Below are 20308 nucleotides of genomic sequence, written 5' to 3'. Positions count from 1 at the left end.
CGCGAGGCAGTCATGACTACCCCTTCTTCCGCCTCCCCGCAAGGCGCCCGGGACTTCGATACCGGGCCGCTGTCCTGGGTGATCGGCGAGATTCGCGAAGCACTCAACCGCTCCAAAGCCGCGCTGCATGAAGCGGTGACGCAGGATGCGGAAAGCCAGGCGACATCGCTGCGCCATGCGAAATCCTACCTGCACCAGGCGCACGGCGCGTTGCAGATCGTCGATGTCGACGGCGTCGCCATCATCACCGAAACGGTCGAGGACTTGCTGGAGCGCGTCGATGCCGGCCAGCTGCCGCTCGGCTCGGCGCTGGCGGAGGCTATCGGCAACGGCTATACGGCCCTGATCGAGTACCTCGACGAGCTCCTTTCCGGCGTGCCGCATCAGCCGGTGCGCCTGTTTCCGTATTACCGCGCATTGCTGGAAGCGCGCGGCGCCGAGCGGATTCATCCGGCCGACCTGTTTTTCCCCAACCTGGCGATTCGTCCGCAGCTGCCGGTGACGGAGTCGGCCGATGCCGCCTCGCCTGAGCAGTACGTGGGCATGCGCAAGCGTTTCGAGAAAGCGCTGCTGCCTTTCCTGAAAAGCACTGACCCAGCGGCGGAGCGGGCCACGGCCTCGGCCATGCGCGACCTGGTCGGCGAAATCGAGCGCATGCAAGGCCAGCAGCAAGCCCGCAGTTTCTGGTGGGTGATGCATGGTTTCGCGGAAGCGGTGGCGGCGGGCCAGATTCAGAACGAAATCTACGTCAAGCAGCTGTTTGCCCGTATCAACCTGCAGATACGACGCCTGTCGCAAGGTTCCTCCAGCATTGCCGAGCGGTTGCTGCGCGACGCGCTTTTCTTTATCGCCAAGACGAAAAATCCGTCGCCGCGCGCGCAACAGATCCGTGCCGCCTACCGGCTCGACGGCATGGTGCCGGTCGACTACGACCAGAAGCGCTACGGCCAGATCGACGTCGACGCGCTGGCCTCGGCTAAGGAGCGTCTGTCGCAGGCGAAGAACATCTGGAACCGGATTGCCGGCGGCGACGCCAGCGTGGCGGAATCGTTCGAACATGAAATGCGCATGCTGGCCGATGCCGGGTCCAGGCTGAACTCGCCCTCGCTGACCAAGCTGCTGCGCGAACTCAAGGGCATCGCGCGCCATGCCGCGCACGCCAAGCCGGGGGAAGCGCTCGGCCTGGAAATGGCGACCAGCCTGCTGTTTGTCGAGAATGCGCTGAACAACATCGGGCGCTTGCCGGAAAACTTCGCCGAGCGCGCCGACGCGATGACCGCCAGATTGCTGGCCGTGGTGGCGGGCGAGACGCCGGCCGAATCCGCGCCCTGGCTCGACGACATGTCGCGCCAGGCGCAGCAGCGTCAAACCATTGCGGCGCTGGCCGGGGAAATGCAAACCAGTTTGCGCCAGGTCGAGAAGATGCTCGACGAGTACTTCCGCGATCCGTCGCAGCGCGATCCGCTGGGACAGCTTGATTCGGTGCTGCACCAGATCGAGGGCGCGCTGGTCGTGCTCGACCAGGACGACGCGGCGCGCACGGTCGGGCATACGCGGGCGGCGGTACGGCGCTTTGCGGCGGCCGATGCGCAACCGCCAGCCGAGCAGGAATTCCAGCAGGTCGCGCAGAATGTCGGCGCGCTGAGCTTTTTCATCGAAACGCTACAGCATCAGCCGGACAGCGCGAAGAAGCGCTTTTCGTTCGATGACCGGAGCTGCTCCTTTCGTGCGAATCTGATCGAACCCAAGCCAGCCGAGGATGACGCCGAGTTCGTGGTGGAGGTGCCGGCACAGCCCGAAGCACCGTCCGAGCCCGAGGTGCCGGTGCTGACGGTGGAGAATGAACTGGCGCTGCACCGGCAGCAGACCGCCGAACTGGCCAAGTCACTTACGGAGCAGCCCGACAACCCTGTGTTGCAGGAGCAGCTGAAGGAATCGCTGGAGCAGATCCGGCTCGACGCGGCGCTGATCGACATGCCGGAGGCGACCGATTCGGCGCGTACCGGCATCGAGCTCCTTGCCAGCCCGGATTTCCAGCCGTCGCAGGAAGCGCTGGCAAAGATCATCTCGGCGGCGGCGCCCGCCCCAGCGGCATCTGCGCCGGCATTGCCGCCACTGGTGGCGCCTGCCAGCGATGAAGCGATCGACGCCGAATTGCTCGACATCTTCCTGCTCGAAGCGGAGGAAGTGCTGGGAGCCGTCGGCGAAACGCTGCCGCAGTCGCGCAATGCGCCGCACAACCAGGAGCATCTGACGACGTTGCGGCGGTCCTTCCATACGCTCAAGGGCAGTAGCCGCATGGTCGGCCTGGTCGCGTTCGGTGAAGCCGCATGGAGCATCGAGCAAGTGCTGAATCTGCGCTTGGCGGACGGGCGCGGCGGTGACGCCGACCTGTACGCATTGCTGGAAAAGGCGGCGGACATTCTCGCCGCATGGGTGCGAGACCTGAAGGAATCCGGCAAGTCGGGCCAGACCCAGCATGCACTGGTGGCTGCCGCCGAGCGGGTGAAGGAGGGCGGCAGCTTCGTGTTCGAGGACAGCGCCGCGACGCTGCAGGCGGTGGAACCGGCTGTGCCGGACGAGGTGTCTGCGCCGGATGCGTTGCCGGCATTCTCGTCGGAGACGGGGTTCCCAGATGACAGTGTCGGGGAAGCGCCGGTCATTGCGGAAGCAAGTTTCGCCGAACCGGTACCGGACGCCCTGCCGGATTTACCCGTGGCGGAAGAAATCCAGTTGTCCGAGGCCGACTTGGCGATGTTCGAGCCGGCGACGAGCGAAAGCCTGCCGCCGGAACTTCCCGTGGTGGAAAACGCCAGCGCGACTGCGCCATTGGCATCGATTGCGGAAGTCATCGAGTTCCCGACTCTGCAAGCGCCCGAGGTCAAGCCGAACGACACGGTCAAGCGGATTGGCGATCTGGAAATCAGCGTCCCGTTGTACAACATTTACCTGGCCGAGACGGACGAGCTGGTCAGGACACTGGCACAGGACATGGCCGAATGGCGGCATGAACCGGAGCGCGAAGTCAGTGTGCAGTCGGTCCATGCCGCGCATTCGCTCGCCGGCAGTTCCGCTACCGTCGGCTTTACTTCGCTGCAGGAAGCGGCGCATGCGCTGGAAATGGTATTGCAACTGCTTTCGCGCAAGCCGGTACGCCTGCTGCCGCATGAATTCGACGCGCTGGAACAAAGCGTCGAGCGCCTCAAGCTGATGCTGCAAAAGTTCGCGCTCGGGGAAATGCCGGCATACCAGCCGGAGTTCGCCCGCCTGCTGCGCAGCGTGCAGCAGGATATCGAGCGGCGTTCGGATCTGCATGCTGCCATCGATGCGCAGGAAGAGGAGGAACCCGAGCCGGAGGACGAGCCGGTCGGCGCTTTATCCGCAAAGCCCGCGCCCGAAGCCGCGCCTGTTGCGGAACCGGTTTTTGCCGGTGCAAGCGGCGCTCCGGCGGAGGCGGCGCTGCCCAAGGATGAGCTGGACGCCGATCTGCTGCCGGTGTTTTTCGAAGAAGGCCGCGACATTTTCCCGCAGATGGGGGCGGCGCTGCGGTCATGGCAGGAGCAGCCGGCCAACGGCGAGCTCCCACAGTCACTGTTGCGTCAGCTGCATACGCTCAAAGGCAGCGCGCGCATGGCGGGCGCGATGGGACTCGGCCAGCATTTGCACGACATGGAAACCCGTGTCGAAAACCTGATGCATCTCGGTGCGCCTTCGGCGGTCGCGCTGGACGACTTGCTGGTTCGTTACGACCATGGCTTGCAGATGTTCGAGCATTTGCACAACCCGCAGGCGGTGCAAGCCCCCGTCGCGCAACCGGCGCCCGTTGCGCCGGCCATGCACGAGCCGGTCGTGCTGGCGCCGTTGATGCCGCTACAGGCAGGCAAGATTGCGCCGACGCCCATTACGACGGCCCGCACAGCTGCCATGCCGGCGACGCCGGCACAACTTGTCCGGGTGCGCTCCGACATCCTCGACCGCCTGGTGAACCAGGCCGGCGAGGTCTCCATCTCCCGTTCCAAGCTGGAAACGGAGGTCGGTACGCTGCGCCAGTCGCTGTCCGAGCTGACCGATAACGTGTCGCGCCTGCGCGACCAGTTGCGCGAAATCGAAATGCAGGCAGAAACGCAGATCGCCTCGCACATGGGATCGTCCGCCGACCGCGAATTCGATCCGCTTGAGTTCGACCGCTTCACCCGCCTGCAGGAATTGACCCGCATGATGGCCGAGAGCGTCAACGACGTCGGGTCGGTGCACCAGAATCTGTCCCGCACGCTCGACAGCGCCGCCGGCGACCTGATTACCCAGGCGCGCCTGACGCGCGAGCTGCAGCAGGACTTGATGCGGGTGCGTATGGTGCAATTCGCCAGTATTTCTGAGCGTTTGTTCCGCGTCACGCGCCAGGCCGCGAAGGAAGTCGACAAGCGCGTCAACCTCGACATTCGCGGTAGTGCCGTGGAAATCGACCGTGGCGTGCTGGAGAAAATGACAGGTCCGTTCGAGCACCTGCTGCGCAACGCGGTCGCGCACGGCATCGAATCGCGCGAGGCGCGCCGTGCGGCCGGCAAGAGCGAAACAGGCGAACTGCTGGTCGAGATCCGGCAGGAAGGCAACGAGGTCGTCATCCAGTTCTCGGACGACGGCCAGGGCTTGAGCGTCGAGCTGATCCGCGACAAGGCCAAACGCATTGGCCTGCTATCCGGGGACGGCGAGATGTCCGACGATGAAGTGCGGGAACTGATCTTCCATCCCGGCTTCTCCACCGCCGATCAGGTGACCGAACTCGCCGGGCGCGGCATCGGCATGGACGTGGTCCGTTCCGAGGCCGCCGCGCTGGGTGGCCGGGTGTCGACATGGTCGGAGCCGGGGGCGGGCACGCGTTTCACGATCCACCTGCCGTTGACGCTGGCGGTGACCCAGGTCGTGCTGCTTTCCACGGGCGGCAAGACCTATGCGGTGCCGTCCGTGCTGGTGGAACAGGTACAGCAGCTCAAGACCAATGCGCTGGCCGCCGCCTATAACGATGGCGCGGTGGTGTGGCAGGGGGCGCGCGTGCCGATGCATTACCTGCCGGCGCTGCTCGGTGATACGGCTGCTTCGTCGGCCTCGCAGCATTATTCGCCGCTGTTGATCCTCAAGAGCGGCAGCGACCGGGTTGCCATCCATGTCGACGAGGTGCTCGGCAACCGGGAAGTGGTGGTCAAGAACATCGGTCCGCAACTATCGCGCATGATCGGCATTGCTGGCGCGACCGTGCTCGGTTCCGGCGATATCGTGCTGATTCTTAACCCGGTGCCGCTGGCGCAGCGGGCCGCGTATGAAAACATGCGCGCGCCGCGCATCCTGCCGTCCGACGCTCCGGCAAGCATGGGAGCGGTGGCGGAAATGGCGCCGCACGATCCGTCGCCACAGGCGCCGGGCTCCGCGCCGGTACAGGGTTTGCGCCGCCAGCACATCGTGATGGTGGTGGACGATTCGCTGACGGTGCGGCGCGTGACGCAGCGCCTGCTGACGCGCGAAGGCTATCAGGTGGTGCAGGCCAAGGACGGCGTGGATGCGCTGGAACACTTGCAATCGGTGACGCCGGATGTGATGTTGGTCGATATCGAGATGCCGCGCATGGACGGTTTCGATTTGACGCGCAACGTGCGCGACGACGAACGCACGCGGCAAATTCCGATCATCATGATTACCTCGCGCACCGCAGGCAAGCATCGGAACTATGCGCTCGAACTCGGCGTCAACGAATATCTCGGCAAGCCCTACCAGGAAGAGGAATTGCTGAGACTGATCGCCGGGTACGTGAACAAGGAAGCGCCGGTAGCGTAACGCCTGCTTCCCGTCTGGACAAAGGCCCGCGCTGTTGCGGGCCTTTGTTTTTCAAGGGGCTGCTGCCAAAACTGTTAAAATGTCCATTATGGTGAAAGCAAGCAAGAAAGCGAGCAAGATCGGCTCGTTCCGCTCCCCACCCGGATCTTCCCGGGATACGCCCGATTTGTCCTCGTCTTCCGCAGCCAGTCCCGCTATCGAGCTCAACCTCGTCGATCATTTTCTGATCGCCATGCCATCCATGCTCGATCCGATCTTCGGCGGCACGGTGGTTTACCTGTGCGAGCATAATGCCGACGGCGCGCTGGGCGTCATCATCAACAAGGCGACTGACATGACACTGGACGTGTTGTTCGAGCGCATAGAACTCACGCTGGAAAACGTGCCGGGCAGGGCGCCGGTCGGCGGCAAGCCGGTGCTGTTCGGCGGGCCGGTGCAGGTCGAGCGCGGCTTCGTGCTGCACGCACCCCACGGCGGGTATGCGTCGATGATGAAGGTCACCGACGAGATTGCGCTGACGACCTCCAAGGACATACTGGAAACGGTCGCGGCGGGCAACGGACCGCAGCGCATGCTGGTGACGCTCGGCTGTTCCGGCTGGAGCGCCGGGCAGCTGGAAGAAGAAATCGTGCGCAACGGCTGGCTGACCGTGCGCGCCGACCCCTCCATTATTTTTGACGTGCCGATCGAGGAGCGTTTTGCCGCGGCAATGAAATTGCTGGGCATCGATCCGACAACGCTGGCCGGCGAAGCAGGGCACGCGTGAGAGCTGAGTGGAAACGGTACTTGGTTTCGATTTCGGCTTGAAGCGCATCGGCGTTGCCGTCGGCAATACCCTGCTCCGGCAGGCGCAGCCGCTCATCGTGATCGCCGCGCCGACCAACGAGGCGAAATTCGCCGCCATTGCCACGCTCATCAAGGAGTGGCAGCCGAAAACCTGCGTGGTCGGCTTGCCGAGCCATCCGGACGGCACCGAGCATGAAATGACAGTGCGTTGCCGGCGCTTCGCCAATCAACTGAATGGACGGTTTGGCGTGGCAACGGCACTGGTCGACGAGCGTTATTCTTCAGCGGTAATTTCCCAGCAGCGCGGCCAGCTGATCGACGCCGAAGCTGCTGCCATCATTTTGCAACAATACTTCAATGACTATGCCGAATCCTGATTTCGACGCCGAAGCCCTGTACCAGGTGCTCGCGCAACGCGTCAAAGCCGGCCTTGCCGATGCCCAGAACACCGCCATCGTCGGTATCTATTCCGGCGGCGCCTGGCTGGCCGAGCGGCTGGCCGATGAATTGCAGCTCAAGGACCGCCTGGGCTTCATCGACGTCTCGTTTTACCGCGACGACTATGCGGAAAAAGGGCTGCACGCCGAGGTCAAGCCGACCCAGATCCCGTTCGAGGTCGAAGGCGCGACCATCGTGCTGGTGGATGACGTGCTCTACACCGGCCGCACCACGCGCGCGGCGATCAACGAGCTGTTCGATTATGGCCGCCCGGCCAGGATCATGCTGGCGGCGCTGGTGGACCGCGGCGGGCGCGAGCTGCCGATTGCCGCGGACTTCGTGGCCGACACCGTGTCCCTTTCCAATGACCAGCAACTCGTACTGCAACGCGCCGACGACGGCCGCTTCTCCCTGACGGTGGACCATGCTTAACCCGCAACTGAACAAGAACGGCGAGCTGCAGCATCTGCTCACCATCGAAGGCCTGCCCAAGGCGATCATCACCCACATTCTCGATACTGCCTCGTCCTTCGTCAGCGTGAGCGACCGCGAGGTCAAGAAGGTCCCGCTCATGCGCGGCAAGAGCGTGTTCAACCTGTTCTTCGAGAATTCGACCCGCACCCGCACGACCTTCGAGATTGCTTCCAAGCGCCTGTCGGCCGACGTGATCAACCTGAACATCTCGGCATCGAGCACCAGCAAGGGCGAGTCCCTGCTCGACACGATCGACAACCTGGCCGCCATGCATGCCGACATGTTCGTCGTGCGTCATGCGCAATCCGGCGCGCCCTACCTGATCGCCAAGCACCTGGTCGACACCAACCGACCGCACGTACACGTGGTAAATGCCGGCGACGGCCGCCATGCGCATCCGACGCAGGGCTTGCTCGACATGTACACGATCCGGCACTACAAGAAGGACTTCACCAATTTGACGGTGGCCATCGTGGGCGACATCCTGCATAGCCGCGTGGCGCGCTCCGACATCCACGCGATGACCACGCTAGGCGTGCCGGAAGTGCGCGCGATCGGCCCGCGCACGCTGCTGCCGGGCGGCCTGGAGCAGATGGGCGTGCGCGTCTTCACCGACATCAACGAAGGCCTGAAGGGCGTCGACGTGATCATCATGCTGCGCCTGCAGAACGAGCGCATGAGCGGCGCCTTGCTGCCGTCCGCGCAGGAATTCTTCAAGAGCTACGGCCTGACGCCGGAGCGCCTGGCGCTAGCCAAGCCGGACGCGATCGTGATGCATCCGGGACCGATGAACCGCGGCGTCGAAATCGATTCCGCCGTGGCGGATGGCGCGCAGGCGGTGATCCTGCCGCAGGTGACCTTCGGCATCGCAGTACGCATGGCGGTGATGAGTATTTTGGCGGGAAATTAATCAATGAAAATCCATATCAAGAATGGCCGTCTGATCGACCCGGCCAACGGTATCGATGCGCAAAAGGATGTTTTCATCGCTGGCGGCAAGGTGGTCGGCATCGGAGATGCTCCTGCGGGGTTTGCTGCTGGCAAGACCATCGATGCCACTGGAAAGATCGTAGCGCCCGGCCTGGTCGATCTGAGCGCGCGCCTGCGCGAGCCGGGCTACGAATACAAGGCGACGCTGGAGTCCGAAATGCAGGCCGCGATGCAGGGGGGCGTGACCAGCCTGGTCTGCCCGCCGGATACTGACCCGGTGCTCGACGAGCCGGGGCTGGTTGAAATGCTCAAGCATCGCGCCAAGGGGCTGAACCAGGCGCACGTCTATCCGCTCGGTGCGCTGACCGCCGGCCTGAAGGGCGAGGCGCTGACGGAAATGGCCGAGCTGACCGAAGCCGGCTGCATCGGCTTTTCCCAAGCCGACCATCCGGTCCTGGATACGACGGTGCTGATGCGCGCGATGCAGTATGCGCAAACCTTCGGCTATACCGTCTGGCTGCGTCCGCAGGACCCTTATCTCGGCATCAACGGCATCGCGCACAGCGGCCCGGTGGCGTCGCGCCTGGGACTGTCCGGCGTGCCGGTGATCTCGGAGACGATCCAGCTGCACACGATTTTCGAACTGATGCGCGCCACCGGCGTGCGCGTCCACCTGTGCCGCCTGTCGTCGGCGGCCGGGCTGGATCTGGTGCGCGCTGCGAAGAAAGAGGGACTGCCGGTGACCTGCGATGTCGGCGCCCATCACGTGCATCTGACCGAGGTCGATATCGGCTACTTCGACTCCAACGCCCGCGTCACGCCGCCATTCCGTTCGCAGCGCGACCGCGATGCGATCCGGCAGGCGCTGCTCGACGGCACCATCGATGCGATCTGCTCCGACCACACGCCGGTCGACAACGATGAAAAGCTGCTGCCATTCGGCGAGGCGTCTCCCGGCGCGACCGGGCTCGAACTGCTGCTGTCGCTGGCGCTGAAGTGGGCTGATGAGTGCATCGACAAGTCGCAGCAGCCGCTGCTGAAATCGCTTGCGAAAGTGACATCCGATGCCGCGCGCGTAACAGGGCTCGCCAGCGGGCGCCTGTCGGTCGGCAGCGTGGCCGATGTGTGCGTGTTCGATCCGCAGGCGCGCTGGAAGGTCGATGCCAAGGCGCTGGCCAGCCAGGGCAAGCATACGCCTTTCCTCGGCTACGAACTGACGGGGCGGGTGACCACGACGATCGTCGCCGGCCATATCGCGTTCGAACGTTAAGCAGCGCATGGTCGCCTTCCGCTTGCTGCGCATCGTGCTGCACCTGTTCGCCGGGTTGGGCACCTGCGCGCTGATCTTTCCGTTCATCGGCACGCAGGCACGCATCGTTCGCATCAAGCGCTGGTCGGTCAGCTTGCTCGCGCTGTGCGGCGTGCAGGTGCGGTTCGAGGATGTCGGCGTGCGCGAGGCAAGCCGCGCGCTCATCGTCTCCAACCATGTGTCCTGGCTGGATATCTTCGTCATCAACGCCCTGCATCCATGCCGTTTTGTCGCCAAATCCGACATTCGCGGCTGGCCGCTGATCGGCTGGCTGAGCGACCAGGTGGGTACGATTTTCATTTCACGCGGCAAGCTGCGTGACGTGCGGCGGATTTACCAGGGATTGGTGGCCAGCCTGCACGCCGGCGAGCACGTCGCGTTTTTCCCCGAGGGTACAACAGCGGCCCAGGGCACGCTGCTGCCATTCCATGCCAACCTGTTCGAGGCCGCCGTCGAAGCCGAAGTTTCCGTGCAGCCTTTCGCATTGCGCTACGTCGACAGCTGCGGCCAACTGCACCCGGCCGCCGACTTCATCAATGACATGACGTTCGTGCAGAGCGTGCTGTCGATCCTGCGCGCGGGGGAAATGACGGCGCATTTGATCGTGCTGCCGCCGATCCCGACCGGCGCGGCTTCTCATCGCCGCGAACTTGCCGACATGGCCCGCGCTTCCATCGCGCAGGCGCTCGGTTACGAGCAATCGCCGCAACGTCAAATACTGCCCGGCCGCTGATACTGCGGGCAATCGACCTGAATCGGGCGGCGGTCCTCCAGGCACACCGCGCTCAGCTTGCCGCCCCATAAACAGCCGGTATCAAGGCTGATCAAATTGGGGCGCATGATCAATCCCAGCGTCGACCAATGCCCGAATACGACGGTCACATTCTCTGTCTTGCGGCCAGGTACCTCGAACCACCGCATGTAGCCCGGCAGTTCGGTTTCCGTTCCCTTGGAAGCCAGGTCCATCGTCCCGTCCGCCGTGCAGAAGCGAAGGCGCGTCAATGCATTGACGATGCAGCGCAGTCGGTCGGCCCCCTGCAAGCCGTCATCCCATCTGGCCGGCGTGTTGCCGTACATTTGACGCAGAAAGTCCACCCATTGTGGGCCGCGCAGGACGCTTTCGACTTCCTGAGCCAGTTCCAGCGTCTGCTGCGCGGTCCATTGCGGAGCGACGCCAGCGTGCACCAGCAAATGACCGTTTTCAAAAATCGCCAGCGGTTGACGGCGTAGCCAGTCAAGCAATTCATCGCGATCCGGCGCTTGCAGGATGGGATCTAGCGTGTCCGAGCGATGCGCGGCGCGAATGCCGTGGGCAACCGCCAGCAAGTGCAGATCATGATTGCCGAGCACGATGCGGGCCGCATCGCCAAGCGAACGCACCAGTTTGAGCGTGGCCAGCGAATGCGGCCCGCGGTTGACCAGATCGCCGACAAAAATGAACCGCGCCTCGGCGGAAGAGGCGCGGATCGCGTGCAGTAGTTCTTCCAGCCGGTCGTGGCACCCTTGTACATCTCCGATTGCGTAAGTTGTCATGCAGAAAGTTGTTAGCAAAAATTAACAGTCACGCCATTTGTCCAATAACAATAAGGGCGGCAGGGGCGTGCTCTATAAAGTGAGAGTGTCAATTGGCCTGAACGGCCACGTCAACGCTCACTTATATCATGTTAACTCCCATCATTCTTTCCGGCGGTGCTGGCACCCGGCTCTGGCCCGTATCCCGTGAAGCGCATCCGAAGCCGTTCATGCGTATCGGCGACGGCAAGAGCCTGCTGAAGAAAACGGTCGAGCGGGCGCAAGTGGTATGCGGCGACTGCGCGCCGCTGATCGTCACCAATCGCGACTACTACCTGCGCTCGCAGAACGAATTGGCGAATCAGGAAATCAAGCCGCGTTACCTGCTTGAGCCGGTCGGCCGCAATACAGCGCCGGCGATTGCATTGGCCGCGTTATGGGCGGCGGAGCAAGACCCGAATGCCTGCCTGCTGGTCATGCCCGCCGATCACCTGATCACGGACACGGCTTCTTTCCAGGCGGCCGCCGAACATGCGGCCACCCTGGCGCGCGACGGCTTCCTGGTGTTGTTCGGCATTCGCCCCACTGCGCCGGAAACCGGTTACGGCTACATTGAAATGGGTGGCCAGATCAGCCAGCAAGCAAACGCGGTGCAGCGCTTTGTCGAAAAGCCGGATGCCGCGACCGCCATCGCCTATCTGGAGCAGGGAAATTACGTCTGGAACAGCGGCATATTCTGCTTCAAGGCGAGCACCATCATCGAGGCGCTTGCATCCTACAATCCAGCCCTGCTCGCAGCGGCGCGCACGGTGTGGAATGATTCCAAGGCCGATGGCGACAAGATCGAACTGCATGCGAGTTTTTCCCGGCTGGAAAACATCTCCATCGACTACGCGGTCATGGAAATGGCGAAAAACATCGCTGTCGTTCCGGGCGATTTCGGCTGGAGCGACATGGGCGCCTGGAGCGCCGTGGCCGACGTCACACCGGCGGACGAGAACGGCAACAAGGTCCATGGCTCCGACGCAATCCTCATCGACAGCCACAACACCTACATCGATTCCAAGGACCGGCTGGTTGCAGCCATCGGCCTGGAAAACATGGTCGTCATCGACACGCCCGACGCCCTGCTGGTGGCGGATCGCTCGAAGAGCCAGGAAGTGCGACAAGTTGTCAGCCGGCTCAAGGCCAGCGGGCACGAGGCACATAAGATTCATCGCACGGCGGTACGCCCATGGGGCACATATACGGTGCTCGGCGAGGGGCAGGGTTTCAAGATCAAGCGCGTCGTGGTCAAGCCGGGCCAGTCGCTGTCGCTGCAGATGCATCACCACCGAAGCGAACACTGGGTGGTGGTCTTCGGCACCGCCAACATCACAGTGGGCGACACGACAACGCTGATGACGCAAAACCAGTCCACCTACATTCCGATCGGATCCAGACATCGCCTCGAGAATCCGGGCATCACGGACCTGGTCCTGATCGAAGTGCAGTGCGGGAGTTATCTGGGCGAGGACGACATCGTCCGGTTCTCGGATTCCTACGGCAGGGCATGAGCCCAATTTTCCCCTCTCCGGCAGACGGGAGAGGGAATGCGCGTATCAGTAAGCTCTCAACCGTCAATTACCCATTGAAACCGCGATAATCAAGGAAGCCAACAATGCTAATGAAGGCAAGCTCAAGCAAGGTCGCACTCATCACTGGCGTCACCGGTCAGGACGGCGCCTATCTCGCCGAATTGCTGCTCTCCAAAGGCTACGAGGTACATGGAATCAAGCGCCGCACGTCGCTGTTCAACACCGATCGCATCGACCATCTCTACCAGGATCCGCATGAGCCGGATATACGCTTCAAGCTGCATCACGGCGACCTGACGGACGCTACCAGCCTGATTCGCATCATCCAGGCAGTGCAGCCGGACGAGATTTACAACCTTGCCGCACAAAGCCATGTCGCCGTTTCGTTTGAGGAGCCGGAATACACCGCTAATTCGGACGCGCTGGGCGCGCTCCGGATACTCGAAGCGATTCGCATCCTTGGCCTAGAGAAGAAAACCCGTTTTTATCAGGCGTCGACTTCCGAGCTGTATGGCCTTGTGCAGGAAGTACCGCAAAAGGAAACAACCCCGTTCTATCCGCGCAGCCCTTATGCCGTGGCCAAGCTATATGCCTATTGGATCACGGTGAATTATCGCGAGGCCTATGGAATGTATGCCTGCAATGGCATCCTGTTCAATCACGAAAGCCCGAACCGCGGCGAGACTTTCGTCACGCGCAAGATCACGCGTGCCCTGGCCCGTATCAAGCTCGGCCTACAAGAATGCCTGTACCTCGGCAATCTGAATGCCAAACGCGACTGGGGGCATGCGCGCGACTATGTGGAAATGCAATGGCTGATGCTGCAACAGGAAGAACCGGAGGATTTCGTGATCGCGACCGGGGTGCAGTACAGCGTGCGGGATTTTATCAATGCAGCTGCAAAAGAGCTGGGAATGGGGATTCGATGGGAGGGTGAAGGCGTCGAAGAGAAGGGATACGACTCGAGCGGAAAATGCGTGGTCGCAGTGGACCCGAAATATTTTCGGCCGGCGGAAGTGGAAACACTGCTAGGCGATGCGAGCAAGGCGAAATCCAAGCTCGGCTGGACGCCGAAGACCCGCTTCGAGGACCTTGTGGCGGAAATGGTGCGGGAGGATTTGAAGTCGGCGGAGAAGGATGAACTGGTGAAGCGGCATGGATTTCATACCTTTAATTATCATGAGTAGGTCAAGATGAGGCCGCTCTAGAGAGTATTATGAACTAATAAGCACGGGAGAAGTTCTGCGAGCACGAAATCTCGTAAATCATATCCCAACGGCGTCAGCAATGCGGAATTGGATTTTGTCACCTCAAATCTTTCCTCGTTGCCACTCAATGCCATACAACGAGCCATGATTTGCGCAACGTTTTCAATGTTTTGCGCTGAGCGGTCTGTAGTCCCATTAGCCGGCGCACGATGTCACACGATTTGGCGTCGTGGCACACGCCCTATTAGCAGACGCAGCGCAGGTAAGGCAGGATACTTCAACTCGATTGCGAATAATCTGCGGGTAGTGTTGCGCATGGCTACTGACCGGGAACCGATGCCCTATACGGTAGTGACGGGCAGTCGGATGCCGCATTCGACGCCGGAAAATATCATTCGCATTGGGTAAGGTGGCACCTAGCGGATCAAGGAATCGAAAGTCAATTTGGACGTCGATACGCTGGGCCATCTGCTGGCATTGCATGTGACGCCAATCAATGAGTAGGATCGGGAGCCAGTGATTGATGATGTGCGAGCCAAGAATAGTGCGGCAATAATGTAGAGCCTGCCCAGGGGGCGTAGGCATAAAGACGCGGTTCACTGATGAACAAATGATCGGCATCCTGAAATAAGCTGAAGCGGGAATGAAGTTGGCCGGCCTGTGCCGTAAGTAGGGCATCAGCAATGCGACGTACTACGGTAATCCCCCCATTTTTGAAGCGACCTGAGAGTAGAGCCTATGCGGCCAAGGCCGGTTTCTGTTTCGGCTTGATGTCGCCGATGGTCATGTTGGGGCGTTCGTGATTATAGGTCCATAGCCAACGGGTTGCGAATTCCTGCACGTCCTCAATGCTGTCGAACAGGTAGTGCGCCAGCCAGTCGTAACGCACTGTCCGGTTGTAGCGCTCGATGTAGGCATTCTGCTGCGGCTTGCCGGGTTGAATAAACTCGACATGAATGCCACGCCGATTTGCCCACACCATCAGTGCGGCGCTGACGTATTCCGGGCCATTGTCACAACGCATCCGATCCGGCCTGCCGCGCCATTCGATGATGCGTTCCAGCGAACGGATCACGCGCTCGGACGGAAGGGAGAAATCCACTTCAATGTCCAAGCCCTCCCGGTTGAAGTCGTCGATCACGTTGAGCAGCCGGATGCTGCGGCCATCGGATAACTGGTCGTGCATGAAGTCCATCGACCATACCTGGTTAAGTGCCGTTGGTTCGGACAGCGGCTCTGGTTTCTCGCGTACCAGCCGTTTCTTCGGCTTAATGCGCAGGTTCAGTTCAAGCTGCCGGTAAATCCGGTACACGCGCTTGTGGTTCCAGCCGTAGCCCTTGACGTTGCGCAGGTACAGGAACCACAGGCCGAAGCCCCAGTTGCGCTGGTTCGCCGTCAGACGAATCAACCAGTCTGCAATCTCACTGTTCTCTGAAGACAGCTTTGCTTGATACCGATAGCAGGTCTGGCTGATACCAAACGCCTGGCACGCCACTCGAATGCTGGCCATCCGATCTTGCACTGCCCATTGCGCCATCTCGCGCCGTCGAGATGGCGCTACCTCTTTTTGGGGAGCGCCTCAGCGACGATCTCGGCCTTCAAGCGCTCTTCAGCATACATCTTCTTCAGGTGGCGGTTCTCTTCTTCGAGTTCCTTGAGCCGTGCCATCATGGATGCGTCCATGCCGCCGAACTTGCTACGCCAGCGGTAAAACAGCGCCGAGCTCATGCCGTGTTCTCGGCACAGTTCCAGAACCGGCGTGCTACCGTCGGCCTGCTTGAGGATGGCGATGATTTTGCTTTCTGAAAAGCGTGACTTCTTCATGTAAAACTTCCTCGATTCAATATTGAGAAAATTCTGCTTTCAAAGCCGCTTAATTTCCCGGGGGAATACCGAGTGAATTTGAGGAATGAGGGGTAAAGATTGGAAAAAATGTGAGTGCTAAAAGTTGGGAGGGGTAATTCCCTCCAGCTTTCTGTAGATTCGTTGGTAATTGTCGCTTACAAGCTCAACCTTCTTTAATGCCCCATATGCTTCGCCGAAGAAATCAATGGCGGGTTTGGGATACATAATTGATCTATCGCCGCCTAGATAATCGTCAAATATTAATAATCCACCCGCCTTAAGAAGCTCGAAGCAAATTATTGCGTCATGCAACACTGCAGCCGACGTGTGTTCTCCATCTATATAAATGGCATCAAATTGATTGGACTTGAGAGACCTCGCAAATTCTGACTTGTCTCGATGGATCGTGACACGTGCAGTGTATGGCTCAATATTCGACTTAAACCGATCATACGTCTCATCGGTGGCGCTAGCCGTGAAGTTCCAAGGATCTATTACCGTTAATGTTAACTGCGGAAAGTTCTCTAAGAACCATAGACTTGACCTGCCTTCAAATGCTCCGATTTCAAGAACGTTCGGCGTTGCGGTAGCGAGAAGGTGTGGAGAAACTATGCGTTCCCATATGGGAATATTATGAGAAAACCAGTCTGCGGAAAATATTGGTCTGTGCATGTATGCCTTAGATCTAAAGAATTCTTTCTTTTCTTAATGACGCCTGATTTCTACCATCGCAACGTATGATTTTAGCAGAGCATCCCATGGTTAAACTGTTGCCATATGTGGCGTATACATTGTTATCAATTGTAAGCATGATGACCATGCCGACGGAGCGCCAATGATCGCCGTAGTGGCTTTGTAATAAGGCAAGTAACCGCTCATCCGCGCGACCTGCTCTTCTAGTAGCTTTCCACCGTTGCTTTCATCAATACGATTTTGGCTTGACGACTGTTGTAGAATAAAAGGTTGCCAAATTTGTGGTCATACGGGATGACAAGATGATTTTCGTAACGGGTGGGGCGGGCTTTATCGGCTCAAATTTCGTGCTGGATTGGTTAATGGGGCAGGAGGAGGTCGTCAATTTTGACAAGCTTACTTATGCCGGTAATCTTGCTAATCTGGCATCCTTGAAGGGCGATTCTCGCCACATTTTCGTCCGTGGAGATATTTGTAATTTTGCCCATGTAAGCGATCTGTTAGAGGTGTACAAGCCCAGAGCAATTGTTCATTTTGCCGCGGAGTCGCATGTGGATCGTTCCATTGACGGGCCAGCAGCTTTCATTGAGACGAACATTGTCGGCACTTTTCGATTGCTCGAGGCTGCGCGCATCTACTGGGCAGCCCTTGAGGCGAGTGATAAGGCGAATTTCCGCTTCCTGCATGTCTCGACAGATGAGGTTTATGGTTCTCTGAATGTCACCGATCCGGCATTTAGAGAAACCAATCGCTATGAGCCGAATAGTCCTTACTCGGCGAGCAAAGCAAGCAGCGATCATCTGGTGCGAGCCTACCACCATACTTACGGACTGCCCGTCCTGACCACCAACTGCTCAAACAACTACGGGCCATATCATTTTCCTGAGAAGCTAATTCCGCTGATGATAGTCAACGCATTGGCTGGAAAAGAATTGCCGGTATACGGGGACGGTCAGCAAGTTCGAGACTGGTTGTATGTAAAAGATCACTGTAGCGGGATCCGAAGGGTTTTGGAGGCTGGTGTAGTGGGGGAGACATATAACATCGGTGGGTGGAATGAAAAAACCAATCTTGATGTTGTGAAAACGCTCTGCAATATTCTGGACGAGCTGTGCCCGCGCAAAGATGGCGCGAGCTATTCGATGCAAATAAAGTTCGTCAAGGATCGCCCTGGTCATGATCGGCGTTACGCCATCGATGCGACCAAGATCGAGTCCGAGTTGGGTTGGAAACCTGCGGAAACATTTGAATCGGGGATTAAAAAAACGGTCCGCTGGTATCTCGATAATCAGGATTGGGTGCGTGATGTACAGTCCGGGGCATACCGTGAATGGATGGAAAAGAATTACGGCGGACGCAGTTGATGAAAATTCTCCTGTTAGGAAAAAATGGGCAAGTCGGCTGGGAGTTGCAGCGTTCGCTCGCTCCGCTGGGCGAGTTGCTTGCGTATGGACGGGATGAGGCCGACCTTGAAGGCGGTGAAGGACTGCGAAAGCTGATACGCGAAGCTCAGCCTGAAGTCATATTGAATGCAGCTGCGTATACGGCAGTGGACAAGGCAGAGTCCGATGCGGACAGGGCTCAGTTGGTCAACGCGCAAGCCGTCGGCATCATGGCAGAAGAGGCCTCTCGTCTGAATGCCTGGCTGATTCATTATTCGACCGATTATGTGTTTGATGGAGAGAAGTCTGCTCCTTACCACGAAGATGACGCGCCCAATCCTCTTTCTGTATATGGAAAGACCAAATTGGAGGGGAGCGCCTGATCCAGAAATGCCATGCGAAGCATATTATCTTTCGCACCAGCTGGGTTTATGCGGCTCGTGGCGGCAACTTCGCCAAAACCATGTTGCGGCTAGCCAAAGAGAAAGAACAACTGAATGTCATCGCCGATCAATATGGATCGCCGACCAGCGCGGAACTGATCGCGGATGTCACCGGGCTTGTCTTATATCGCCTTTGCCGTAGCGCGGATGATTCTCCGGCATTGGCGGGAATTTACCACCTTACAGCAGCCGGTTACACCACATGGCATGCCTATGCGCAATATGTACTGCAGTTGGCGCAAGCCAGAGGAGTATCCCTCATGGCCTCTGCCGAAACGGTGCGCCCCATTCCGACGGAGAAGTACCCTCTGCCGGCGGTGAGGCCGAAAAACTCGCAGTTGTCTACATCCAGGCTTGTCCACACCTTTGGTTTGCACCTGCCGGACTGGCGCTACCATGTCCAGCGTCTCATCGATGAACTCGTGATACAGGGAGCCCTATGAAACGTAAGGGAATTATTCTTGCCGGCGGCTCGGGAACCCGGTTATATCCGGCGACGCTGGCGGTTTCGAAGCAGCTACTGCCGGTGTTTGATAAGCCGATGATTTATTATCCACTCAGCACGTTGATGCTTGCGGGGATTCGCGACGTTCTTATCATTTCTACTCCGCAGGACACTCCGCGCTTCGAGCAGTTGCTGGGAAGTGGTGCCCAATGGGGCATGAATTTCACGTACGCAGTGCAACACTCGCCAGACGGTCTGGCGCAAGCTTTCCTCATCGGCGAATCGTTTCTCGGCAATGATTTGTCTGCGCTTGTGTTAGGCGACAATATTTTTTATGGTCATGATTTTGAACGCCTCCTTGCCAGTGCGGCCGAGCGGCGCGAAGGGGCGAGTGTGTTCGCCTATCATGTGCTCGACCCTGAACGTTATGGGGTAGTCGAGTTCGATGCAAAAGGAAAAGCGATTAGCATCGAGGAAAAGCCGGTCACGCCCAAGTCGAACTATGCTGTCACCGGCCTTTATTTCTACGATACTCAGGTCGTCGAGTTCGCGAAAAGTCTCAAACCTTCGGCGAGAGGCGAGCTTGAAATTACCGACCTTAATCGGCTCTATTTGAATCAGCAAACGCTCTCCGTAGAAATCATGGGGCGCGGCTACGCTTGGCTTGATACCGGTACGCACGAATCCCTGCTGGACGCTAGCCATTTCATTGCAACGCTTGAGGCAAGACAGGGGCTGAAAGTGGCTTGTCCCGAGGAAATCGCATTCCGGAAACAATGGATCGACGCTGTGCAATTGGAAAAACTAGCACAGCCGCTGGGCAAGAACGGCTACGGGCTTTACCTGCAGCGAATTCTCAAGGAAATCGTATTCTGATGAAAGTTACTTCTCTCGCAATTCCCGATGTCCTCGTGCTTGAACCTCGCGTCTTCAGCGACGATCGTGGTTTCTTTTTTGAAAGTTTTAACCAGCGTCAATTCAATGATGCCGTTGGCCGGGCTGTAGCCTTTGTGCAGGACAACCATTCGCGCTCTTCAAAGAATGTTCTGCGTGGTCTCCATTACCAGATTCAACAACCGCAGGGAAAGCTGGTGCGGGTAGTGGAGGGAGAGGTGTTTGACGTCGCAGTGGATCTGCGCAAGTCGTCGCCCACGTTCGGCCAATGGGTCGGCGAAATACTAAGCGCTGAAAATAAGAAACAGCTTTGGATCCCAGAAGGTTTCGCACACGGCTTTCTGGTGCTGTCGGAGCGTGCGGATTTCCTCTACAAGACGACGGATTATTGGGCGCCGGAATATGAGCGCTGCATCTTGTGGAGCGATGCCGAGGTCGCAATCGAGTGGCCGCTACATGGACAACCGGTAATGTCCGGTAAAGACCAGGCAGGAAATTCATTTGCCAATGCCGGGGTGTTTGCGTGAATCCACACCTCGCCCACAA

The 20308-nt window shown here is 59.4% G+C and carries 15 protein-coding genes and 1 pseudogene; 13 read left to right on the top strand and 3 right to left on the bottom strand.

Going from position 1 to position 20308, the window contains the following annotated elements; translation table 11 throughout:
• Window positions 1-12 precede the first annotated feature (12 nt).
• From FAY22_RS13465 to FAY22_RS13435, 7 genes are all read left to right on the top strand, one after another.
• Entirely contained in the window at window positions 13-5826 is a 5814-nt protein-coding gene (locus FAY22_RS13465) for an Hpt domain-containing protein (protein WP_146330682.1), read from the top strand.
• Window positions 5827-5905: 79 nt separating this feature from the next.
• A complete protein-coding gene (locus tag FAY22_RS13460) occupies window positions 5906-6592 on the top strand; it encodes a YqgE/AlgH family protein (protein WP_146330681.1) in 687 nt (228 codons plus the stop codon).
• 7 nt (window positions 6593-6599) lie between these two features.
• Window positions 6600-6989: a Holliday junction resolvase RuvX gene (ruvX, locus tag FAY22_RS13455; protein ID WP_146330680.1), complete on the top strand. Its 390-nt coding sequence runs from the start codon at window positions 6600-6602 to the stop codon at window positions 6987-6989.
• Window positions 6976-7482: a bifunctional pyr operon transcriptional regulator/uracil phosphoribosyltransferase PyrR gene (gene pyrR / locus FAY22_RS13450; RefSeq protein ID WP_146333445.1), complete on the top strand. Its 507-nt coding sequence runs from the start codon at window positions 6976-6978 to the stop codon at window positions 7480-7482. Before ruvX ends, pyrR begins: the two co-directional genes overlap by 14 nt.
• Window positions 7475-8434: an aspartate carbamoyltransferase catalytic subunit gene (locus FAY22_RS13445; RefSeq protein WP_146330679.1), complete on the top strand. Its 960-nt coding sequence runs from the start codon at window positions 7475-7477 to the stop codon at window positions 8432-8434. The genes pyrR and FAY22_RS13445 overlap by 8 nt, the downstream gene beginning before the upstream one ends.
• A gap of 3 nt (window positions 8435-8437) precedes the next feature.
• Window positions 8438-9724: a dihydroorotase gene (locus FAY22_RS13440; RefSeq protein ID WP_146330678.1), complete on the top strand. Its 1287-nt coding sequence runs from the start codon at window positions 8438-8440 to the stop codon at window positions 9722-9724.
• Window positions 9725-9731: 7 nt separating this feature from the next.
• Window positions 9732-10496 (top strand): 1-acyl-sn-glycerol-3-phosphate acyltransferase, encoded by a 765-nt coding sequence (locus tag FAY22_RS13435; RefSeq protein WP_146330677.1) that lies wholly within the window; start codon window positions 9732-9734, stop codon window positions 10494-10496.
• Here FAY22_RS13435 and FAY22_RS13430 read toward each other — a convergent pair.
• Entirely contained in the window at window positions 10475-11296 is an 822-nt protein-coding gene (locus tag FAY22_RS13430) for a symmetrical bis(5'-nucleosyl)-tetraphosphatase (RefSeq protein ID WP_146330676.1), read from the bottom strand. The genes FAY22_RS13435 and FAY22_RS13430 overlap by 22 nt on opposite strands.
• A gap of 128 nt (window positions 11297-11424) precedes the next feature.
• Here FAY22_RS13430 and FAY22_RS13425 point away from each other — a divergent pair, with 128 nt between their 5' ends.
• Window positions 11425-12831, top strand: coding sequence for a mannose-1-phosphate guanylyltransferase/mannose-6-phosphate isomerase (locus FAY22_RS13425; protein ID WP_146330675.1), 1407 nt, complete (start codon window positions 11425-11427; stop codon window positions 12829-12831).
• 104 nt (window positions 12832-12935) lie between these two features.
• The gene (gmd, locus tag FAY22_RS13420) at window positions 12936-14039 is read left to right on the top strand and encodes a GDP-mannose 4,6-dehydratase (RefSeq protein ID WP_210411822.1); all 1104 of its coding nucleotides are present in this window, start codon (window positions 12936-12938) and stop codon (window positions 14037-14039) included.
• A gap of 757 nt (window positions 14040-14796) precedes the next feature.
• Here gmd and FAY22_RS13415 read toward each other — a convergent pair.
• Both FAY22_RS13415 and FAY22_RS13410 read right to left on the bottom strand, forming a co-directional pair.
• Window positions 14797-15884, bottom strand: a protein-coding gene (locus tag FAY22_RS13415) for an IS3 family transposase (protein WP_146330673.1) whose coding sequence is annotated in 2 segments (ribosomal slippage) — window positions 14797-15623 and window positions 15623-15884 — 1089 coding nt in all. Because the reading frame shifts where the segments join, the coding sequence is not laid out codon by codon here.
• Window positions 15885-16001: 117 nt separating this feature from the next.
• The gene (locus FAY22_RS13410) at window positions 16002-16577 is read right to left on the bottom strand and encodes a class I SAM-dependent methyltransferase (protein ID WP_146330672.1); all 576 of its coding nucleotides are present in this window, start codon (window positions 16575-16577) and stop codon (window positions 16002-16004) included.
• 323 nt (window positions 16578-16900) lie between these two features.
• On the opposite strand from FAY22_RS13410, the gene rfbB reads away from it, so the two are divergent.
• From rfbB to rfbC, 4 genes and pseudogenes are all read left to right on the top strand, one after another.
• Window positions 16901-17962, top strand: a complete 1062-nt coding sequence (rfbB, locus tag FAY22_RS13405; protein WP_146330671.1) for a dTDP-glucose 4,6-dehydratase — start codon at window positions 16901-16903, stop codon at window positions 17960-17962.
• Window positions 17962-18866, top strand: a pseudogene (gene rfbD, locus FAY22_RS13400) (dTDP-4-dehydrorhamnose reductase). The gene rfbB and the pseudogene rfbD overlap by 1 nt, the downstream one beginning before the upstream one ends.
• Window positions 18863-19744 (top strand): glucose-1-phosphate thymidylyltransferase RfbA, encoded by an 882-nt coding sequence (gene rfbA / locus FAY22_RS13395; RefSeq protein WP_146330670.1) that lies wholly within the window; start codon window positions 18863-18865, stop codon window positions 19742-19744. Before rfbD ends, rfbA begins: the two are co-directional and overlap by 4 nt.
• Complete coding sequence (gene rfbC / locus FAY22_RS13390) at window positions 19744-20289, top strand: dTDP-4-dehydrorhamnose 3,5-epimerase (protein ID WP_146330669.1); 546 nt, start codon at window positions 19744-19746, stop codon at window positions 20287-20289. The genes rfbA and rfbC overlap by 1 nt, the downstream gene beginning before the upstream one ends.
• The last annotated feature ends 19 nt before the right edge of the window (window positions 20290-20308 follow it).

The organism is Noviherbaspirillum sp. UKPF54 (assembly GCF_007874125.1).
GTDB lineage: Bacteria > Pseudomonadota > Gammaproteobacteria > Burkholderiales > Burkholderiaceae_D > Noviherbaspirillum.
The sequence above is the reverse complement of the archived record's forward strand: the minus strand, read 5'-3'. Positions and strand labels throughout refer to the sequence as shown.

What these genes read in the sequence shown, in the direction of transcription:
- FAY22_RS13465 (WP_146330682.1), top strand. Translation starts at nt 13, where the DNA reads ATGACTACCCCTTCTTCCGCCTCCCCGCAAGGCGCCCGGGACTTCGAT.
- FAY22_RS13460 (WP_146330681.1), top strand. Translation starts at nt 5,906, where the DNA reads ATGTCCATTATGGTGAAAGCAAGCAAGAAAGCGAGCAAGATCGGCTCG.
- pyrR (WP_146333445.1), top strand. Translation starts at nt 6,976, where the DNA reads ATGCCGAATCCTGATTTCGACGCCGAAGCCCTGTACCAGGTGCTCGCG.
- FAY22_RS13445 (WP_146330679.1), top strand. Translation starts at nt 7,475, where the DNA reads ATGCTTAACCCGCAACTGAACAAGAACGGCGAGCTGCAGCATCTGCTC.
- FAY22_RS13440 (WP_146330678.1), top strand. Translation starts at nt 8,438, where the DNA reads ATGAAAATCCATATCAAGAATGGCCGTCTGATCGACCCGGCCAACGGT.
- FAY22_RS13435 (WP_146330677.1), top strand. Translation starts at nt 9,732, where the DNA reads ATGGTCGCCTTCCGCTTGCTGCGCATCGTGCTGCACCTGTTCGCCGGG.
- FAY22_RS13430 (WP_146330676.1), bottom strand. Translation starts at nt 11,296, where the DNA reads ATGACAACTTACGCAATCGGAGATGTACAAGGGTGCCACGACCGGCTG.
- FAY22_RS13425 (WP_146330675.1), top strand. Translation starts at nt 11,425, where the DNA reads ATGTTAACTCCCATCATTCTTTCCGGCGGTGCTGGCACCCGGCTCTGG.
- gmd (WP_210411822.1), top strand. Translation starts at nt 12,936, where the DNA reads ATGCTAATGAAGGCAAGCTCAAGCAAGGTCGCACTCATCACTGGCGTC.
- FAY22_RS13410 (WP_146330672.1), bottom strand. Translation starts at nt 16,577, where the DNA reads ATGCACAGACCAATATTTTCCGCAGACTGGTTTTCTCATAATATTCCC.
- rfbB (WP_146330671.1), top strand. Translation starts at nt 16,901, where the DNA reads ATGATTTTCGTAACGGGTGGGGCGGGCTTTATCGGCTCAAATTTCGTG.
- rfbA (WP_146330670.1), top strand. Translation starts at nt 18,863, where the DNA reads ATGAAACGTAAGGGAATTATTCTTGCCGGCGGCTCGGGAACCCGGTTA.
- rfbC (WP_146330669.1), top strand. Translation starts at nt 19,744, where the DNA reads ATGAAAGTTACTTCTCTCGCAATTCCCGATGTCCTCGTGCTTGAACCT.